General features: G+C 47.0%; 8 protein-coding genes. 7 read left to right on the plus strand and 1 reads right to left on the minus strand.

What is annotated here, in order from left to right; translation table 11 throughout:
* Positions 1-146: 146 nt before the first annotated feature.
* The 6 genes from QUA54_RS17840 to QUA54_RS17870 all read left to right on the plus strand — a co-directional run bounded on the left by QUA54_RS17840 (position 147) and on the right by QUA54_RS17870 (position 13620).
* Complete coding sequence (locus QUA54_RS17840) at positions 147-1280, plus strand: 30S ribosomal protein S1 (RefSeq protein ID WP_333415663.1); 1134 nt, start codon at positions 147-149, stop codon at positions 1278-1280.
* Positions 1281-1762: 482 nt separating this feature from the next.
* Positions 1763-3172, plus strand: coding sequence for an adenylate/guanylate cyclase domain-containing protein (locus QUA54_RS17845; protein WP_333415664.1), 1410 nt, complete (start codon positions 1763-1765; stop codon positions 3170-3172).
* A 230-nt stretch (positions 3173-3402) separates the two neighbouring features.
* Positions 3403-7620: a chemotaxis protein CheB gene (locus QUA54_RS17850; RefSeq protein WP_333415665.1), complete on the plus strand. Its 4218-nt coding sequence runs from the start codon at positions 3403-3405 to the stop codon at positions 7618-7620.
* A 430-nt stretch (positions 7621-8050) separates the two neighbouring features.
* Complete coding sequence (locus tag QUA54_RS17860; protein WP_445301563.1) at positions 8051-9121, plus strand: adenylate/guanylate cyclase domain-containing protein; 1071 nt, start codon at positions 8051-8053, stop codon at positions 9119-9121.
* A 260-nt stretch (positions 9122-9381) separates the two neighbouring features.
* Positions 9382-13116 carry a chemotaxis protein CheB gene (locus QUA54_RS17865; protein ID WP_333415666.1) on the plus strand — a complete coding sequence of 1245 codons (3735 nt, stop codon included), beginning with the start codon at positions 9382-9384 and terminating at the stop codon, positions 13114-13116.
* Between the two features lie 345 nt (positions 13117-13461).
* Positions 13462-13620 (plus strand): hypothetical protein, encoded by a 159-nt coding sequence (locus tag QUA54_RS17870; protein ID WP_333189209.1) that lies wholly within the window; start codon positions 13462-13464, stop codon positions 13618-13620.
* Here QUA54_RS17870 and QUA54_RS17875 read toward each other — a convergent pair.
* Positions 13617-13874, minus strand: a complete 258-nt coding sequence (locus tag QUA54_RS17875) for a hypothetical protein (protein ID WP_333415667.1) — start codon at positions 13872-13874, stop codon at positions 13617-13619. The two genes, QUA54_RS17870 and QUA54_RS17875, sit on opposite strands and share 4 nt — an antisense overlap.
* Before the next feature lie 719 nt (positions 13875-14593).
* Here QUA54_RS17875 and QUA54_RS17880 point away from each other — a divergent pair.
* Positions 14594-18802, plus strand: coding sequence for a chemotaxis protein CheB (locus QUA54_RS17880; RefSeq protein WP_333415668.1), 4209 nt, complete (start codon positions 14594-14596; stop codon positions 18800-18802).
* Positions 18803-19046 lie beyond the last annotated feature (244 nt).

Here is a 19046-nt window from a genome sequence, read left to right on the forward strand (position 1 = left end):
CGTGCAGTTGCACAGGGAAAAAGTTAGCAAAAACTGACTTTAGTAAAAGGTTTTGAAAGAAGTTAACCGCTTTTTCACCAAAATCTCTAATATCTGCCGGCACAAACGAAAAACATGAAGGAGAGAAATCCTAGGAAACTATTCGCATGGTCAATCTCAAAACCACAGTCAAAGACATCGGCTTTACTCACGAAGATTTTGCAGCCCTACTTGATAAATATGACTATCACTTTAGCCCGGGCGATGTAGTAGCGGGTACAGTTTTTAGTATAGAGCCGAGGGGCGCTCTGATTGATATCGGTGCTAAAACAGCAGCGTACATTCCCATTCAGGAAATGTCGATCAATAGAGTCGAAAGCCCTGAAGAGGTATTGCAATCAAACGAAACCAGAGAATTTTTCATTCTAACCGATGAAAATGAAGATGGACAATTAACTCTGTCCATCCGGCGCATCGAGTATATGCGGGCCTGGGAAAGAGTGCGACAACTGCAAGCAGAAGATGCCACAGTACGATCGCAAGTATTTGCCACCAACCGCGGCGGCGCACTCGTGAGAATAGAAGGCTTGCGAGGCTTTATTCCCGGTTCTCACATCAGCACCCGCAAACCGAAGGAAGAATTAGTCGCCGAAGAATTACCATTAAAATTCTTAGAGGTAGACGAAGACCGCAACCGCTTAGTATTGAGCCACCGTCGCGCCTTAGTCGAGCGCAAGATGAACCGCCTCGAAGTCGGGGAAGTGGTCATCGGTACAGTACGCGGTATCAAGCCTTACGGTGCCTTTATCGACATCGGCGGCGTCAGCGGCTTGCTGCACATCTCGGAAATTTCGCACGATCACATCGATACGCCTCACAGCGTTTTCAATGTCAACGACGAAGTGAAAGTGATGATCATTGACTTGGATGCTGAGAGGGGCCGGATTTCTCTCTCCACCAAGCAGTTGGAACCGGAACCGGGCGCGATGGTCAAAAATCGCGAATTGGTGTACGAAAAAGCTGAGGAAATGGCAGCTAAGTTCCGGGAGAAAATGCTCGCTCAAAAGCAAGCTAAAGCAGGCATAGACGTTCCTGTAGACTCGATCGATGCTGATGATGACATCTCCGACGAAATACTCGAAGACGTGCCCTCAGCAATGGAAGAAGATCTGCCAGAAGATTTAGCACCGGAAGCAGCACCGGAAGCAGCACCGGAAGCAGCACCGGAAGCAGCACCGGAAGCAGCACCGGAAGCAGTATTAGATGTAGAGGAAGCAATCCCTCCTGCGACGGTAGAATAACATCGCAAGTCATCGCAAGTCACTGTCATTAAAAGAGGGTATTTTCCCTCTTTTTTTTGCCTTCAACGCCTCAATTAGCAATTAGCAATTAGCAACTAGCAATTAGCAACCATTTAATACCACCGTCCCAAAAAATGCCACTGTAAGCTAGCTCCAAATGCTTACAGAATCAGTCGTTGCCAATTATTTAATCTAAAATCCTTCGACTCAGCGATCGCGCCGGAAGCTCAATTATCAAATGCTATAACATCTTGCTACAGACAGATGCAGCGATCGCTCTTTGAATTAATATCGGCAGCCGATAGCTCGGTCTAAATAAACATGGTCTTCATGCTGCTAATTTGTTAAGATTTATAGACATCAGGGACATCCGCACAGGTGCAAACTCATCCTAATTCTTAGGGAAGAACAAAGCAGACAAGCAAAGTATACAACAAAATACTTATAAATTTTTTGCCCTGACGCTCAGAGGCAAGCGGATCATGAACATCGAACTATTAAAAGAAAAGCTAGAACAGCTCAAAAAACGTCCCAATTCCAGCAAAGGAACGATCGACCAAATTGAAAAATGGTTAATCGGTTCCCACATTTTGCAGAGATTGAGAATAAACCCTTATTACGTAGCAGGCGATACAGTCAAGAATGTTAAAAGAATTACTTCGGAATTTCTGCACGGAGTAACAGCCGGCGCTTTCGACTTGCACTGGGATATTCACTGCCCGCACTGCAACATGATTACAGACGAATTCAAGGATTTGGCAGACACGTCAGAAATGTCTTTTTGCCCCATGTGCGAGCGCGAGTTTAACATTGATTTGCTCGATCGCGTTGAAGTTACTTTTTCCCTAAACAAAGAAATCGAAGACCCGCAACTGCGGCCAGTCTGCGCTCCCCCTCCCGTACTCCAGAACAAACTGCAACTGGTAACACCTTTATACTGCACCGAATCCGAGACTGTCACCTTAGAAGAAGGTCGATACCGCTACTGCTGTCCCCTGACTTTAGCTAAAGGGATTTTAAAGGTTGAAGGCGAAAAAACAGAAGAGATACAAGAAATTAAACTCAAGCAATTAGCCGGCAGAGATTTTGACAAAACAGAACTGACCGTGCGTCCGGGAAAAGTGAAGATAGAATTAACTAATACCGATCACAATTTGTCCGGGCTGATTTTGCATTCAGAGGAATTGCCCGATGAACTGACATTAGAACAACTGCCTTTGCGGCTGTCAGGAATCCAACTGGTTCATCACCCGGATTACAAGCGTTTGTTCGGCGATCGCGTCATATCGGAAAGAGAGCGAGTCAAGATTCGGGCGATTACTATTATGTTTACTGATATTACCGGTTCTACCAGAATGTACGAAACACTGGGAGATACTAAAGCTTACAATATTGTGCGCGACCATTTTGAGATTTTCTTTGAGTCGATCGAGAAATTTGGCGGTAAAGTCATCAAAACCATCGGCGATGCCGTCATGGCTTCCTTTATCAGCAACGAACAAGCAATTATGGCAGCGGCCGCTGCTGTGACTCGTTTCAGAGAGTACAACTCCACTCGCGAACAAGCAGAGTGGATTCAAGTCAGAATTGGCATTCACCGAGGTACGGCTTTGCTCGTAAATCTCAATAATTCGATCGACTATTTTGGTTCCACAGTCAACAAAGCCGCCCGCCTTCAAAATCTTTCTAAAAGTGACGAAGTTTCGTTTTCAGAAGAGGTTTACAACGAGCAAGCATTTTTAACAGCATTAAAAGCGGCTGGAGTTTCCGAAATTCAAAAACGTGTTGAAGATTTAAAGGGAATACAAGGCGCACAAGTCGCTTATACTGCTAGAATCAGTACGGAATCGGTAATCGCGCTGTCTGCTACACAGGTCACTGACAGAAGCTAAATATGTAAACAAATATACCTGGTTATTGCCAGCCTCTACTTGCGATCGCCCCAACAGCAGAAAGAATTCTTCGATCGCCCTCAGATAATGGCTCCAACAGTGTAGCTCATCCTAAAGTGACTGGCGTTAGGATAGCAACCTAAGCTGCGATAAAAATAGTCTGAATTAATGACCAGCAGGCTTACCAGATATGTATGCTGCTAAATAACTGAAGTCGAGGACTTCACATTATGACTTCTCCTCAATTAGAACCTGAAAATACACCCGAATCGATCGCACCAGCCGCCCTCGACAGCGAACATTCAGCAAAAACCGATGCCCCCTTTCCCATAGTTGGGATTGCCGCCTCAGCAGGAGGGTTGGAAGCATTCACCGAGTTACTCAGCCATTTACCGGTAGATACGGGTATGGCCTTTGTGCTGATTCAGCATTTAGCCCCCAATCACAAAAGTTTGCTGACCCAGATTCTGACCAAACAGACGCAAATGCCTGTGAGTGAGGTACAAGATGGCGTAGCTGTAGAACCCAATCAAGTCTACATCATTCCGCCCAACACCAAGATGGTGCTCTCTAAAGGCGTGCTGCAACTATCACCCCGCGAGAAGATTTATGGCAAATATATGCCGGGAGATGCGTTTTTTACATCATTGGCGATCGATCGCGGACACAAAGCAATTGCCGTAGTATTATCCGGGGGAGACGGAGACGGTTCACTGGGGATCAAGGCAATCAAAGCAGCCGGAGGCGTGACTTTTGCTCAATGTCAAGGCACGGCAAAATTTGATAGTATGCCGAATACCGCTGTTGCGACAGGAAATGTCGATTTTGTTCTGCCACCGGAAAAAATTGCCGAGGAACTGGGAAACTATAGTCGCAGTGGGCTTCTCACTGGCCCGCTTCCCCTGGCAGAATTTGAGGAATCGCCCGAACAGCCATCGGCCCTGGCAACTATTTTGGCGCTGCTGAAATCGACCACAGGCGTTGACTTCACCGAGTACAAACCGGCTACCCTGAACCGACGCATCCAGCGGCGGATGGTATTGTATAAGGTAGAGAGCTTGGCTGATTACATCGAACAGCTTCAACAAAATACGGCTGAAGTCAAAGCTTTGTATGAAGAAATTTTGATCCACGTCACCAGTTTTTTCCGTGACAGCGAAGCCTTTCAAAAATTAAAAGAGCTGGTTTTCCCCACGATTACCCAAAATAAATCGGCAAATGATCCCATTCGGATTTGGGTGGCGGGATGTTCCACAGGTGAAGAAGTTTATTCGATCGCCATTTGCTTGTTAGAGTTTTTGGGCGATCGAGTTATCCCGCCAATCCAGATTTTTGCCACGGACATTGGCGAGGCGACGATCGGCAAAGCTCGGTCAGGCGTCTACCTAGAAAACCAAATGGTAGACGTTTCACCACAGAGGCGTTCTCGCTTCTTTATTCTCCAAGAAGGAGGTAGTTATAAAATCTGCAAGGCCGTCCGCGAACTGTGTGTATTTGCCCGACAAGACTTAGGTAGTGACCCGCCTTTTTCCAATCTCGATTTAGTTACCTGTCGCAATGTGCTGATTTACTTGGGAGAGTCATTGCAACAGAAAGTGATGCCGATTTTTCATTACAGCCTTAACCCAAAAGGCTTTCTCATGTTAGGTACTTCTGAGAGTACCGGAAAATTTTCATACTTGTTTAAGTCAGTGGATAAAAAGTATAAAATTTATGCAAAAAAGTTAACTGCCACTCGTCCCACTTTTTCATTTACGCCGAGTTCCTATCCCGTCGCTAAAACTGTTAAAAAACAGGAAATGAATGAAGAAAATTTAATAAAGAGCTTGGACTTACAGCGAGAAGCTGAGCAACAAATTTTGAATAGTTATGCCCCAGCCAGTGTGATTGTCAACGAGGATCTGAAAATCCTGCAAGTGCGGGGAGACGTCGATCCTTACTTGAGAGTGGCAGCCGGAACGCAGGACTTAAACTTGCTGACAATGGCAAGGGCAGGCTTGCTTGTTGAGCTTCGCACCGCAATTTATCAGGCACAAACGCAGAACGTGACAGTTAGGAAAGAAAGGGTAGTTGTTGAATGGGGCGGACGATCGACTATCGTCAATATTGAGGTGATGCCGTTTCAGCCGCACACCTTCACAGCACGCTATTTTTTGCTGCTACTTCAAGAGGTTTTACCCCAGGCGATCGACTTGGGCACCGTCACTCCTGAAAGCTGCGAGCCAGGTGCTTTAGCTTCGGAAAGTGACTGCCTGAGGCAGGCACTTGCCACCGCTAGCCAAGAAAAAGCTGCGGCTCAAGTGCACCTGCAATCGCTGATCCAGGAGCAGGAAAATCTCAACCAAGACCTCAAAATTGCCAACGAAGAAATCCTATCGAGCAACGAGGAGTTGCAAAGCACCAACGAGGAACTAGAAACTGCCAAAGAAGAGATTCAAGCCACTAACGAGGAACTCACCACCACTAACGAGGAACTTCGCAGTCGAAATATTGAACAAAGCCTGGTCAATAACGATCTGACAAATTTGCTTGCCAGTATCAATATCCCTATCTTAATGCTGACAAACGATTTACAGATTCGACGGTTTACGCCAACGGCACAGCAACTTTTGAGTCTGATTCCCACAGATGTTGGACGACCTTTTAGGGACATCCGATCGGCTCTTGACGTTCCCGACTTGGAACAGATGATTTTGGAGGTGATCGCGACTCTCAACACGAAAGAACAAGAAGTTCAAACTTTATCGGGATATTGGTACAACCTCCGCATTCGTCCTTACCGTACAACGGAAAACGTGATTGACGGTGTGGTGATGGTTTTGATCGATATTGATGCTCTTAAACGCAGTGCTAGAACCTTGGAAGATGCCCGAAACTACGCTGAAACCATCGTGGAAACTGTGCAAACGCCTTTAGTCGTGCTAGATGCTAATTTCCGAGTGAATAAAGCAAATCGATCGTTCTATGAAACGTTTCAGGTTTCATCCTCAGAAACAGCGCAATCTTCGCTGTTTGAGCTAGGGAACGGGCAGTGGAATATCCCCCAATTGCGATGGATTTTGGAAGATATTCTGGTTAGTGATGTTCGACTTGAAAACTTTGAGTGGGCTCACCTGTTCGATCATATCGGGCAGAAAACCATGCTGCTTAATGCTTGTAAACTGGAAGGAGAAGATCGAGCTTTAATGATTCTGTTGTCGATCGAGGATATCACAGAGCGCAATCAGTTTGAGACGCTACGATCGCAGTTATTGGAGCAGGAACAGTGGGCCCGCCAACAAGCAGAAACCGCCAACCGTGCTAAAGATGAATTTCTCGCGAATCTCTCCCACGAGCTCCGCAATCCCCTGACTCCGATCCTGGGCTGGGCAAAAATGCTGCGCTCTGGCATATTGAAGGAAGCAGCCGTTACTCACGCTCTAGAGGTGATCGAGCGCAGCGCGCAGGCGCAATCTCAGTTAATCGAAGATATCCTGGATATTTCCCGGATTACGAGCGGCAAGCTCGCTGTTGATAGCAGTTTGATCGAGCTGCAGTTAGTGGTGCAAGCTGCACTTGATGGGGTTCAATTATCAGCCGAAGCAAAAAGTATTCAAATTGTTTCGGAGCTTAGTTCTGCGACTGTTTTAGGTGATGCTGATCGCTTGCAGCAAGTTGTGTGGAATCTTCTGTCTAATGCCATTAAGTTTACTCCGGCGGGAGGACGAGTGGAAATCACGCTCTCGGCGATCGTGAATCATGCTCAACTTCAAATCAGCGACACGGGAAAAGGCATTCGGGCAGAATTCTTGCCGTATATTTTCGATCGTTTCCATCAAGGCGATGCCACCACCACTAAGGCGGATCAAGGGCTGGGATTGGGTTTGTCGATCGTGCGCCATCTGGTTCAATTGCACGGGGGAACCGTGCAAGCGGATAGTCCGGGTGAGGGACAAGGAACTACAATGACTCTGAGATTGCCGTTGAGAGTCTCGCCTCCAAATTTGACACCGGCGATCGATTTAGAGCCAACTTTTTTGGTAGCGCCTTTAAATGCCTCAAGAAGCGATAGTGTCCCCTCTCTCGAAGGCTTGCGCATCTTAGCTGTGGACGATCGGATCGATACCCGGGAGTTCGTAGCATTTGTGCTCGAAGGCTACGGGGCTGAGGTTTTGACAGTTGCATCTGCCAGAAGTGCGATCGCTGCTTTGACTGAGAATCCCGGCCGATACGACGTGCTAATCTCTGATATCGGAATGCCAGAGGAAGATGGATATTTCTTAATTCGAGAAGTGCGAACCCTTGCTGCGGAAGCCGGAGGAGAAATCCCAGCCGTCGCGCTGACTGCTTATGCGAGCGATGAAGAACGGCAAAGGGCGATCGAAGCTGGTTTTCAAGCTCATATTGCTAAGCCGATAAACCCAATTAAACTAGGATTCATTATTGCCAATCTAGCAGGACGATTTTAATTTATTTTGAGATAATACTCGGCGTTTGAAAGCGCTTTTTGTCAAAGGAAGCATAGTCCCGCGCCGGACTTAGCCTGCGCCGTTTCCCTACAAATATCGCGTAGTGATTTTGTAGGGAAACAACACTGTTGTGTCCTAATTTTGTAGGAAACAACATTCCTCAATCTTATACTAATTAGGGCTTGCTGAAAAAAAGCAAAAAGCTGACAGGATGTGGATTTGGGGGTGAGAGAAACCTGTGGAGGTGCAAGATTGTAGTGTAAAATGAGCGGAAAATCTTGCATCACCGTCAGGGATTAGGTCACATACTATGTATCGACCAGCCTCCAAAGCGACCACCCCACCATCGGAGTTTAAGCTTCCGTTTGAGGGAAAATTATCAACCAAGAATCGATGGTAATCCTGAGTGACCTGATACCGCGGTCAGAATTTGACGCAGAATACGCAGAGCTATTTTCAGCAGAAATGGGGGCAAGAGCCACTGCGGCCTGTCTGCGCTCCCCCTCCCGTACTCCAAAACAAACTGCAACTGGTAACACCTTTATACTGCACCGAATCCGAGACTGTCACCTTAGAAGAAGGTCGATACCGCTACTGCTGTCCCCTGACTTTAGCTAAAGGGATTTTAAAGGTGGAAGGCGAAAAAACAGAAGAGATACAAGAAATTAAACTCAAGCAGTTAGCCGGCAGAGATTTTGACAAAACAGAACTGACCGTGCGTCCGGGAAAAGTGAAGATAGAATTAACTAATACCGATCACAATTTGTCCGGGCTGATTTTGCATTCAGATCAATTGCCCGATGAACTGACATTAGAACAACTGCCCCTGCGGCTGTCAGGAATCCAACTGGTTCATCACCCGGATTACAAGCGTTTGTTCGGCGATCGCGTCATATCGGAAAGAGAGCGAGTCAAGATTCGGGCGATTACTATTATGTTTACTGATATTACCGGTTCTACCAGAATGTACGAAACACTGGGAGATACTAAAGCTTACAATATTGTGCGCGACCATTTTGAAATTTTCTTTGAGTCGATCGAGAAATTTGGCGGTAAAGTCGTTAAAACCATCGGCGATGCCGTCATGGCTTCCTTTATCAGCAACGAACAAGCAATTATGGCAGCGGCCGCTGCTGTGGCTCGTTTCAGAGAGTACAACTCCACTCGCGAACAAGCAGAGTGGATTCAAGTCAGAATTGGCATTCACCGAGGTACGGCTTTGCTCGTAAATCTCAATAATTCGATCGACTATTTTGGTTCCACAGTCAACAAAGCCGCCCGCCTTCAAAATCTTTCTAAAAGTGACGAAGTTTCGTTTTCCGAAGAGGTTTACAACGAGCAAGCATTTTTAACAGCATTAAAAGCTGCTGGAGTGTCCGAAATTCAAAAATGTGTTGAAGATTTAAAGGGAATACAAGGCGCACAAGTTGCTTATAGTGCTAGAATTAATACAGAATCTGTAATAGCGCTGTCTGCTACACCGATCCCTGGAAAAAGATAAGTAAGCAGATATATTAAATTATTGCCACCCTAATGTTGCGCTCGCCACAACATTAGATAGAGTTCTTCTATAGCGATCGAATCGCTGCCCCAAAACTCTACCTAATTCTTAAGGGAGTTGCAGAAGGCTGATACCTTAAGTAAAGTCGGATAAAAATAGTCGGAATTACTCAGCCTTATACTTGTCAGATAACTGAAGCTAAGACTGCGCACCATGACTCTAATCAACGATCTCCACAAAATACACCCGAATCTATAGCCATGGCAACAGTCGCCTTTGACAGCGAACAATTAGCTGAAATCGATGCCCCGTTTCCGATCGTCGGAATAGCGGCTTCTGCAGGAGGGTTGGAAGCATTCACCGAGTTACTGACTCATTTGCCAACCGATACGGGTATGGCGTTTGTGCTGATTCAGCATTTAGACCCCAATCACAAAAGTTTCCTCGCCGAAATTCTGGGCAAAATGACGCAAATGCCTGTTAATGAGGTACAAGACGGCGTAGCTGTAGAGCCGAATCAAGTCTACGTCATTCCGCCCAACACCAAGATGGTGCTCTCTAAAGGCGCGCTGCAACTATCACCCCGCGAGAAGATTTATGGCCAATATATGCCGGGAGATGCGTTTTTTACATCATTGGCGGTCGATCGCGGATACAAAGCGATCGCCGTAGTATTATCCGGGGGAGACGGAGACGGTTCACAGGGACTGAAGGCAATCAAAGCAGCCGGAGGCATGGCTTTTGCTCAATGTGAAGGCACGGCAAAATTCGATAGTATGCCGAATACCGCTGTGGCGACAGGCAATGTCGATTTTGTTATGCCACCGCAAAAAATTGCTGAGGAACTGGCAAAGTATAGTCGCAGTTCGTTTTTTACTCGCCCGCTTCTACAGACACAAATTGAGGAATCACCCGAAAAGGGAGATGCCCTGGCAACTATTTTGGCGCTGCTGAAATCGACCACAAGCGTTGACTTCACCCAGTACAAACCGGCTACCGTGAACCGACGCATCGAGCGGCGGATGGTATTGTACAAGCTAGAGATGTTGGAGCATTACGCCGAACACCTTGGAGGCAATGTGGCTGAAGTCAAAGCTTTGTATGAAGAAATCCTGATCCACGTCACCAGTTTTTTCCGCGATACCGAAGCCTTTCAAAAGTTAAAAGACGACGTTTTCCCTAGGATTACCCAAAATAAATCACCAAATTCTCCGATCCGGATTTGGGTGGCGGGATGTTCGACTGGTGAAGAAGTTTATTCGATCGCCATTTGCTTGTTAGAGTTTTTAGGCGATCGAGTTATGGCGCCGCAGATCCAGATTTTTGCCACGGACATTGGCGAGGCGACAATCAGCAAAGCTCGGTCAGGCGTCTACTCAGAAAACCAGATGATAGACGTTTCACCAGAGCGGCGTGCTCGCTTCTTTATTCTCCAAGAAGGAGGTACTTATAGAATCTCCAAGGCAGTCCGCGAACTGTGTGTATTTGCCCGACAAGACTTAAGTAGTGACCCGCCTTTTGCCAATCTCGATTTAGTTACCTGTCGCAATGTACTGATTTACTTGGGAGAGTCATTGCAACAGAAAGTGATGTCGATTTTTCATTACAGCCTTAACCCAACAGGCTTTCTCATGTTAGGTACTTCTGAGAGTACCGGAAAAGTTTCATACTTGTTTAATTCAGTGCATAAAAAGTCTAAAATTTATGAAAAAAAGTTAGGTGAAAAAACTCCCGCTATTTCGTTTACTCCGACTTTCTATTCCGCAGTTAAAAAAGTAGGCGAACGGCAAAAAGAGAGTCAAATGTTGATGAAGAACTTTGACTTAGATCGAGAAACTGACCAACTGATGTTGAAGCGCTATGCCCCAGCCGGTGTGGTTGTGGACGAGCAGATGAAAATCCTGCAAGTGCGGGGAGACATCGATCCTTACTTGAGAATGGCAGCGGGAACGCCGGACTTAAACGTGCTGACAATGGCAAGGGCAGGATTGCTTGTTGAGCTTCGCACCGCGATTCAGCAGGCACAAATGCAGAACGCGACCGTTAGGAAAGAAGGGGTATTTATTGACGCCGACCGGCGATCGAGTATCGTCAATATTGAGGTGTCGCCGTTTCAGCCGCACACCTTCACACCACGCTATTTTTTGGTGGTATTTGAACAGGTTTTACCGACCGCGAGCAACTTCTTTGCCGTCACTGCTGAAAACCGCCAGCAATATGATTTAGAGCAGGAAAATGAGCGGCTGAGGCAGGCACTTGCCTCCGCTAATCAAGAAAAAAATGTGGCTCAAGCGCACCTGCAATCCTTGATTCACGAGCAGGAAAATCTCAACGAAGATCTCAAAATTGCCAACGAAGAAATTCTATCCAGCAACGAGGAGTTGCAAAGCACAAACGAGGAGCTAGAAACTGCCAAAGAAGAGATTCAAGCCACGAACGAGGAACTCATCACCACGAACGAGGAACTTCGCAGCCGATATCTCGAACAAAGCCAGCTCAATAACGATCTGACAAATTTGCTGGCTAGTATCAAGCTCCCAGTCATAATGCTGGCAAACGATTTACAGATTCGACGCTTTACGCCAACGGCGAAGAAAATTTTTAATCTAATTCCCACAGATATTGGACGACCTTTTAGCGATATCCGATCGACTCTTGACGTTCCTGACTTGGAACAGATGATTTTGGAGGTGATCGAAAATCTCTACTCGAAAGAACAAGAAGTTCAAACTAAATCGGGATATTGGTACAACCTCCGCATTCATCCTTACCGCACCACGGAAAACCAGATTGACGGTGTGGTAATGCTTTTGATCGATATTAATGCTCTTAAACGCACTGCTAGAACCTTGGAAGAAGCCCGAAATTATGCTGAGGCGATCGTAGAAGCTGTGCCAACGCCTTTAGTCGCGCTAAATGCTGATTTGCGAGTGAACAAAGCAAATCGAGCGTTCTGTGAAACGTTTCAGGTTTCATCCTCAGGTACAGCGAAATCTTCGCTGTTTGAGCTAGGGAAGGGGCAGTGGAATATCCCCAAATTGCGAGGGTTCTTGGAAGATATTCTGGTTAGTGACGTTCAGCTTCAAAACGTTGAGTTGGGTCACTTGTTTGAGGAACTCGGGCAGAAAACTTTGCTGCTGAATGCTTGTAAAGTTGAACGAGAAGACACGGTTTCAATGATTCTGCTGTCGATCGAGGATATCACCGATCGCAAGCAGTTTGAGACAGAGCGATCGCACTTATTGGAACAAGAACAGTTCGCCCGCCAACAAGCAGAAAAAGCTAACCGAGTTAAAGATGAATTTCTAGCGAATCTCTCCCACGAATTGCGCAATCCCCTGACTCCGATTCTGGCGTGGTCGCAAATGATCCGCTCCGGGAAGCTTAAGGAAGAACATACGGATCGCGCTCTAGAGGTGATCGAGCGCTCCGCGAAGGCGCAATCTCAGTTAATCGAAGATCTTCTCGATATTTCCCGGATTACCAACGGCAAGCTTCAAATGTGCAATTGTGCGATCGATCTGCCGGTAGTAGTGCAAGCTGCGCTGGAGGCGGTTCAATTATCAGCTTCCGCAAAAAACATTCAAATTGTTTCGTATTTGGGCGCTGCAACTGTCTTAGGCGATAGCGATCGCTTGCAGCAAGTTTTGTGGAATCTTCTATCTAATGCGATTAAGTTTACTCCGGCGGGGGGACGAGTGGAAATCGCGGTTTCGACGATCGACAATCATGCTGAAGTTCGAGTCACCGACACCGGAAAAGGCATTAAGCCTGAGTTGTTGCCGTATATTTTCGATCGCTTCCGTCAAGGAGATTCCAGCCCCACTAAGACGGATCAAGGGCTGGGATTGGGATTGTCGATCGTGTATCATCTTGTCGAACTGCACGGGGGAACGGTGCAAGCCGAAAGTCCGGGTGAGGGACAAGGAGCTACAATAATTCTGAGATTGCCGCTGCTAAACTCGCCTGAAGAGTTGACACCGACAATGGATTGAACGCCAACTGTTTTGGCTGCGCCTTTGAATGCCTCTAGCGATATTGTCCCCTCTCTCGAAGGCTGGCACGTTTTAGCTGTGGACGATCGCATCGATACGCGCCATCTCTGACAATTTGGGCTGCAAGGCTACGGGGCGGAGGTTTTGACTTGCATCTGCCAAAAGTACGCGCGAGCGAGGCTATCCCGCAGGGAATCGCTGCTGTGAGTGAGAATCCCGATCGATACGACGTGCTAATCTCGGATATCGGAATTCATTAGGAAGATGAATGAGTATTTCTTAATTCCAGAAGTGCGAACTCTTGCTGCGAAAGCCGGAGGACGAATCCCAGCCGCCTGAGTGCGTATGCGATCGCTAGCATACGGGGAAAGGGCGATCGAAGCTGGTTTTCAAACTCATATTGCTCAGCCGATTGAGCCGATTGAACAAGGATTAATTATTGCCAATCTAGCAGGGAGCTTTTTAACTTTTTTGCGATTCAACTCGGCGGTTGAAACCGCTTAAGAGTCAAACGAATTAGATCCCCGCACCGGACTTAGCCTGGGCCCAAAGCGGGTCAACTTAACGTACAACCAATTGTCCGGCAGGGGTTTCACCCCTGCCTCAAAGCTAAATTCCTCTTGCATAGGACTAATCAATTCTTCAGTCCTCTTTGAGAGGACTTTAGCTATCAGCCCCGTGGAACTCATTCCCTGGCGGCCTTTAGGTTTAAGTTGATACCAACGAACAATGTTATCTCCTGATTTTTTAGGGAACATTCCTCACTAGACCTCTTGCAAAGATAATTAGGACGGGCAAGATGCCCGTGCCACAAGAGTTATTTTTTTCTTGTGGCACGGGCGGGAGAACCCGTGCTATCGTTGATGAAAAGGACTTTTGCAAGAGGTCTAATCTTATACCAACTATTAAAACTCGCAGAGTCTTGCGCCGAAAACGGCAATGCCCTTTCTCTACAAGTATTGTGTCTTAATTTTGCCGGAAACATACCTTAAGAAGTTTTACTTTTCAAAAAAAAAAAACGATTTATACCAGCCATTAAAAGCCGCCGAGTCCCGCGCCGGACACAACAATTTCCTGTCCCTACAAAGATCGCGTACAATCTGATTTTGCAGGAAAACAACATAATTAATTGTTATCAACTTAAGCCGATCGCCTTAAGTAACAAAAACTAAAGCGAGGGTCTTCTCGGCGATTGCTTGCCGATCGCGAACAATGACATAATATTTGGCATTTACTTACGAACCGGGTGTTTCAAGCAAAAAATATTTTTATATCCCCCGTTGAGAGTATAATAAATAGATTTTTTTTAGTATTTTTGCTTAATTTCTTTAATCATTGTAATACTGTACTTAATCCTTAAGGCCGTTGCCTCAAGCGGGAAAATTAAGATGCTATATAGGAGAGATCATCCGTATTAGTTACTCTCAGGCTGGCAAGATTAGTTAGCTGTTAATCTGCATTAATTAAGTGGGTTTTTATGAACTTATCTGAAAAAAATACATTGAAACCGATCGCCCCCAACGTAATAAACCTAGATCCGGAAGCTAAAACCGATGCCCCCTTTCCCGTCGTCGGGATTGCAGCTTCTGCCGGAGGCTTGGAAGCATTCATCGAGTTGCTGAGCAACTTACCCGCAGATACCGGCATGGCATTTGTGCTGATCCAGCACTTAGCGCCCGATCGTCAAAGCCTGCTGAGCGAGATTCTCCGCAGAAGCACGCAAATGCCCGTGAATGAGGCGCAAGAGGGCATCGCTGTAGAGCCGAACCACGTCTACATCATTCCGCCGGATACCAAGCTGCTGCTGGTAGAAGGGCTGCTGAGACTGCTGCCCCGAGAGAAGATTGATGGCAAATATATGCCCGCAGATGCGTTTTTCGACTCCTTAGCAGTCGATCGGGGCAACAAAGCGATCGGCGTAGTTTTATCGGGAGCCGATGGAGACGGCGCCTTGGGGCTGATGACAATCAAAGCAGCCGGAGGCGTGACTTTTGCTCAATGCGAAGAAACAGCAAAATTCGAGGGTATGCCGAATACCGCCGTAGCTACAGGTAATGTAGACTTCGTTCTGCCGCCTGAGGCAATTGCGCGGGAACTGGCAAATCTCAGCCACCATTCCTTTTTGGCTGGGCCGCTCCCCGTCACAATTGCTGAAGCATTGCCAGAACCGGGATCGGCCTTAGCGACTATTTTTGGGCTGCTGAAATTGAGCGCAGGCGTTGACTTCACGCAGTACAAAGCGGCCACCCTGAACCGGCGAATGCAGCGGCGCATGGTGCTGTACAAGATGGAACGATTGGAAGATTACGCTCAATATCTCCTCGACCATCCGACGGAAGTCACAGCTTTATATGAAGAAATCCTGATCCACGTCACCAGTTTTTTCCGCGACTTAGAAGCTTTTGAACGCTTAAAAGAGTACGTTTTCCCCACAATTACCCACAATAAATCGGCAGAAGTTCCGATTCGGATTTGGGTTGCAGGATGTTCTACAGGGGAAGAAGTTTATTCGATCGCCATTTGCTTGTTAGAGTTTTTGAGCGATCGAGTTATCCCGCCGCCGATTCAGATTTTTGCTACGGATATCAGCGAGACGGCTATCAAGAAAGCGAGGTCTGGTTTCTATTTAGAAAACCAGATGTTAGGGGTTTCCGAAGAACGGCGCGATCGCTTCTTTGTCTCCGTAGAAGGCGGATATCGCATCTGCAAAATAGTCCGCGAACTGTGCGTGTTTGCCCGACAAAACTTAGGCATCGACCCGCCTTTCTCTAATCTCGATCTGATTAGCTGCCGCAATGTGATGATTTACTTGGCAGAACGTTTACAACAACGAGTTGTGTCAGTTTTTCATTACAGTCTCAACCGAACAGGCTTCCTGATGCTCGGCACTTCCGAAAGTACGGGCAAATCTTCGGAATTATTTACTTTAGTGGATGGGCCATCTAAAATTTATGCCAAGAAGTTAACTTCGACTCCTCCCCGGCTGCCTTTTGCGCCAAGTTTCTTTCCCCTAACCCGACCCGATAATCCGCAGCCCATGAATGCAAATTTTTCTCATAGCTTTGACTTACAGCGCGAAACAGACCAATTGATTTTAAAGCGGTACAATGCTGTGGGTGCGGTAGTCAACGAGCAGATGGAGATTGTGCAACTCCGGGGAGACACCAATCGGTACTTAAGACTCACACCCGGAACGCCGACTTTAAACTTGTTCGCAATGGCGGTACCGGGATTGTCTGTTGACCTTCGCACAGCAATTTATCAAGCGCAAACTCAGAAGGTGACGGTTAGAAAAGAACGGCTGAGGGTGCAAGAGGGGGAGGAGAGGCATCTAGTCAATTTTGAGGTGATTCCGTTCCAGCCGGCTAGCGCGGAAACACGCTACTTTTTGGTGTTGTTTGAAGAAAGTTTACCCCCAGCGATCGACCTGATAATCGACAGTTTGGATAGCTTAGAACCAAGCGATTTAGAGCGGGAAGTAATGCGCCTGAGGCAAGAACTTGCCATCGCCAAACAAGAGAAAAACATAGCTCAATCACACCTGCAATCGGTGGTAGAGCAGCAAGAAAATCTCACGCAAGACCTCAGAGTTGCCAACGAAGAAATTATATCGAGCAACGAGGAGCTACAAAGCATCAACGAGGAACTAGAAACAGCTAAAGAAGAAATTCAAGCTACTAACGAAGAACTGATTACCACTGTGGAGGAACTTCGCACTCGAAATCTCGATTTGCAGCAGGTTAATAACGACGTGACTAATTTGCTGGCCAGTATCAATATTCCAATTTTAATGTTGGGAAACGATTTGCGGATTCGCAGCTTTACGCCAATGGCACAGCGGCTGTTCAATCTGATTTCTAGCGATGTCGGGCGTCCCTTTAGCGACATCCGAGTTAATCTGGAGATTCCCAACTTGGAAGAGATGATTTTGGAGGTGATCGAGAATCTCCAGACCAAAGAACAAGAAGTGCAAACTCAATCGGGATATTGGTACGCCCTCCGCATTCGTCCTTACCGCACAGCGGAAAACCAGATTGAGGGTGTGGTAATGGTTTTAATCGATATTGACGCTCTCAAACGCAGTGCTGCCACTCTAGAAACAGCCCGCAACTATGCGGAAACAATTGTGGAAAGCGTGCCAACGCCTTTAATGGTACTGGATGCTGATTTGCAAGTGAACACCGCCAATCGAGCGTTATACGAAACGTTTCAAGTTTCATCTTCAGAAACCGCTCAAGATTCCTGGTTGGAATTTGCTACCGGGCCGTGGAGTAGCCCGGAACTGCGAGAGCTTTTGGAAGATCTTCTGGTTAATAATGTTGAGATTACCAACTTTGAGATCGAGCAGGTTTTTGGGCGGCTGGGGCAGAAAACTTTGCTGCTAAATGCTTGTAAGGTTGAACCCGAAGAGAGGGTTTCAATGATTCTGCTGTCGATCGAGGATATCACCGATCGCAAGCAGTTTGAGACAGAGCGATCGCAGTTATTGGAGCAGGAACAGTCAGCCCGCCAACAAGCAGAAAGGGCGAACCGAGCTAAAGATGAATTTCTAGCGAATCTCTCCCACGAATTGCGCAATCCCCTGACTCCGATTCTGGCGTGGTCGCAAATGCTGCGATCCCGGAAGCTTAAAGAAGCAGAAACCGATCGCGCTTTAGAGGTGATCGAGCGCAGCGCGAGGGCGCAAGCTCAGTTAATCGAAGATCTTCTCGATATTTCTCGGATTACCAACGGCCAGCTTAAACTGTCTACCCGTTCGATCGATCTGCGGTTAGTGGTGCAAGCTGCGCTGGAAGGGGTTCAATTCTCAGCTTCCGCAAAAAACATTCAAATTGTTCCGCATTTGAGTTCTGTAAATGTCTTAGGCGATATCGATCGCTTGCAGCAAGTTTTATGGAATATCCTGTCTAATGCGATTAAGTTTACTCCGGTGGGGGGACGAGTAGAAATCACGCTCTCGGCGATCGAGAATTATGCTGAAGTTCGAGTCACCGACACGGGAAAAGGGATTAAGCCTGAGTTATTGCCGTATATTTTCGATCGCTTCCGCCAAGGAGATTCCAGCACGACTAAGGCGAATCAAGGGCTGGGATTGGGATTGTCGATCGTGTACCATCTTGTTCAACTGCACGGGGGAACGGTGCAAGCCGATAGTCCGGGTGAGGGACAAGGAACTACAATAACTTTGAGATTGCCGTTGAGAGCCTCGCCTGAAGAGTTGACACCGCCAAGCGCACCAGAGCAGGCTCCATTGCCAGAGCAGGCCACAGAGACGCTCATCGATGAGCGCCTTCCCTGTTTGGATGGTTTGCAAGTTTTAGTTGTAGATGATGAGGCTGATACCCGGGATCTCTTAAAATTTGTGCTGGAAAACTACGGGGCTGATGTTTTGGCAGTAGAATCTGCAAAAGCAGCGATGGAGGCTTTGACGGCAAAACCCGGCAGATATGACGTGCTAATCTCGGATATCGGAATGCCTGAGGAAAACGGGTATTTCTTAATTCGGCAAGTGCGAGCTCTTGCTGCGGAAGCTGGAGGAAAAATCCCAGCCGCCGCGCTGACTGCGTATGCGAGCGATCGAGAACAAGAAAGGGCGATCGAAGCTGGTTTTCAAACTCATATTGCTAAGCCGATCAAGCCTGTTCAACTAGGATTAATTATTGCCAATCTAGTAGGGAGATTTTAATTTATTTTGAGATTCGACTCGGCAGTTTTAACCGCTTCTTGTCACACGCATTCAGAATCCCGCGCCAGACTTAGCCTGGGCCGTTTCCCCAGTCGCATACAATCCGATCTTGTAGGGACACAACACTGTTGTGTCCTGATTTTGTAGGAAAACAACCTTCTTCAATCTTAATATTAATCATTAAAAGTCGCAGAGTCCCGCGCCGGACAAGGCATTGCCGTTTCCCTACAAATATTGTGTCCTG

Origin of the sequence: Microcoleus sp. MOSTC5 (genome assembly GCF_036701825.1) — a bacterium.
GTDB lineage: Bacteria > Cyanobacteriota > Cyanobacteriia > Cyanobacteriales > Microcoleaceae > Microcoleus > Microcoleus asticus.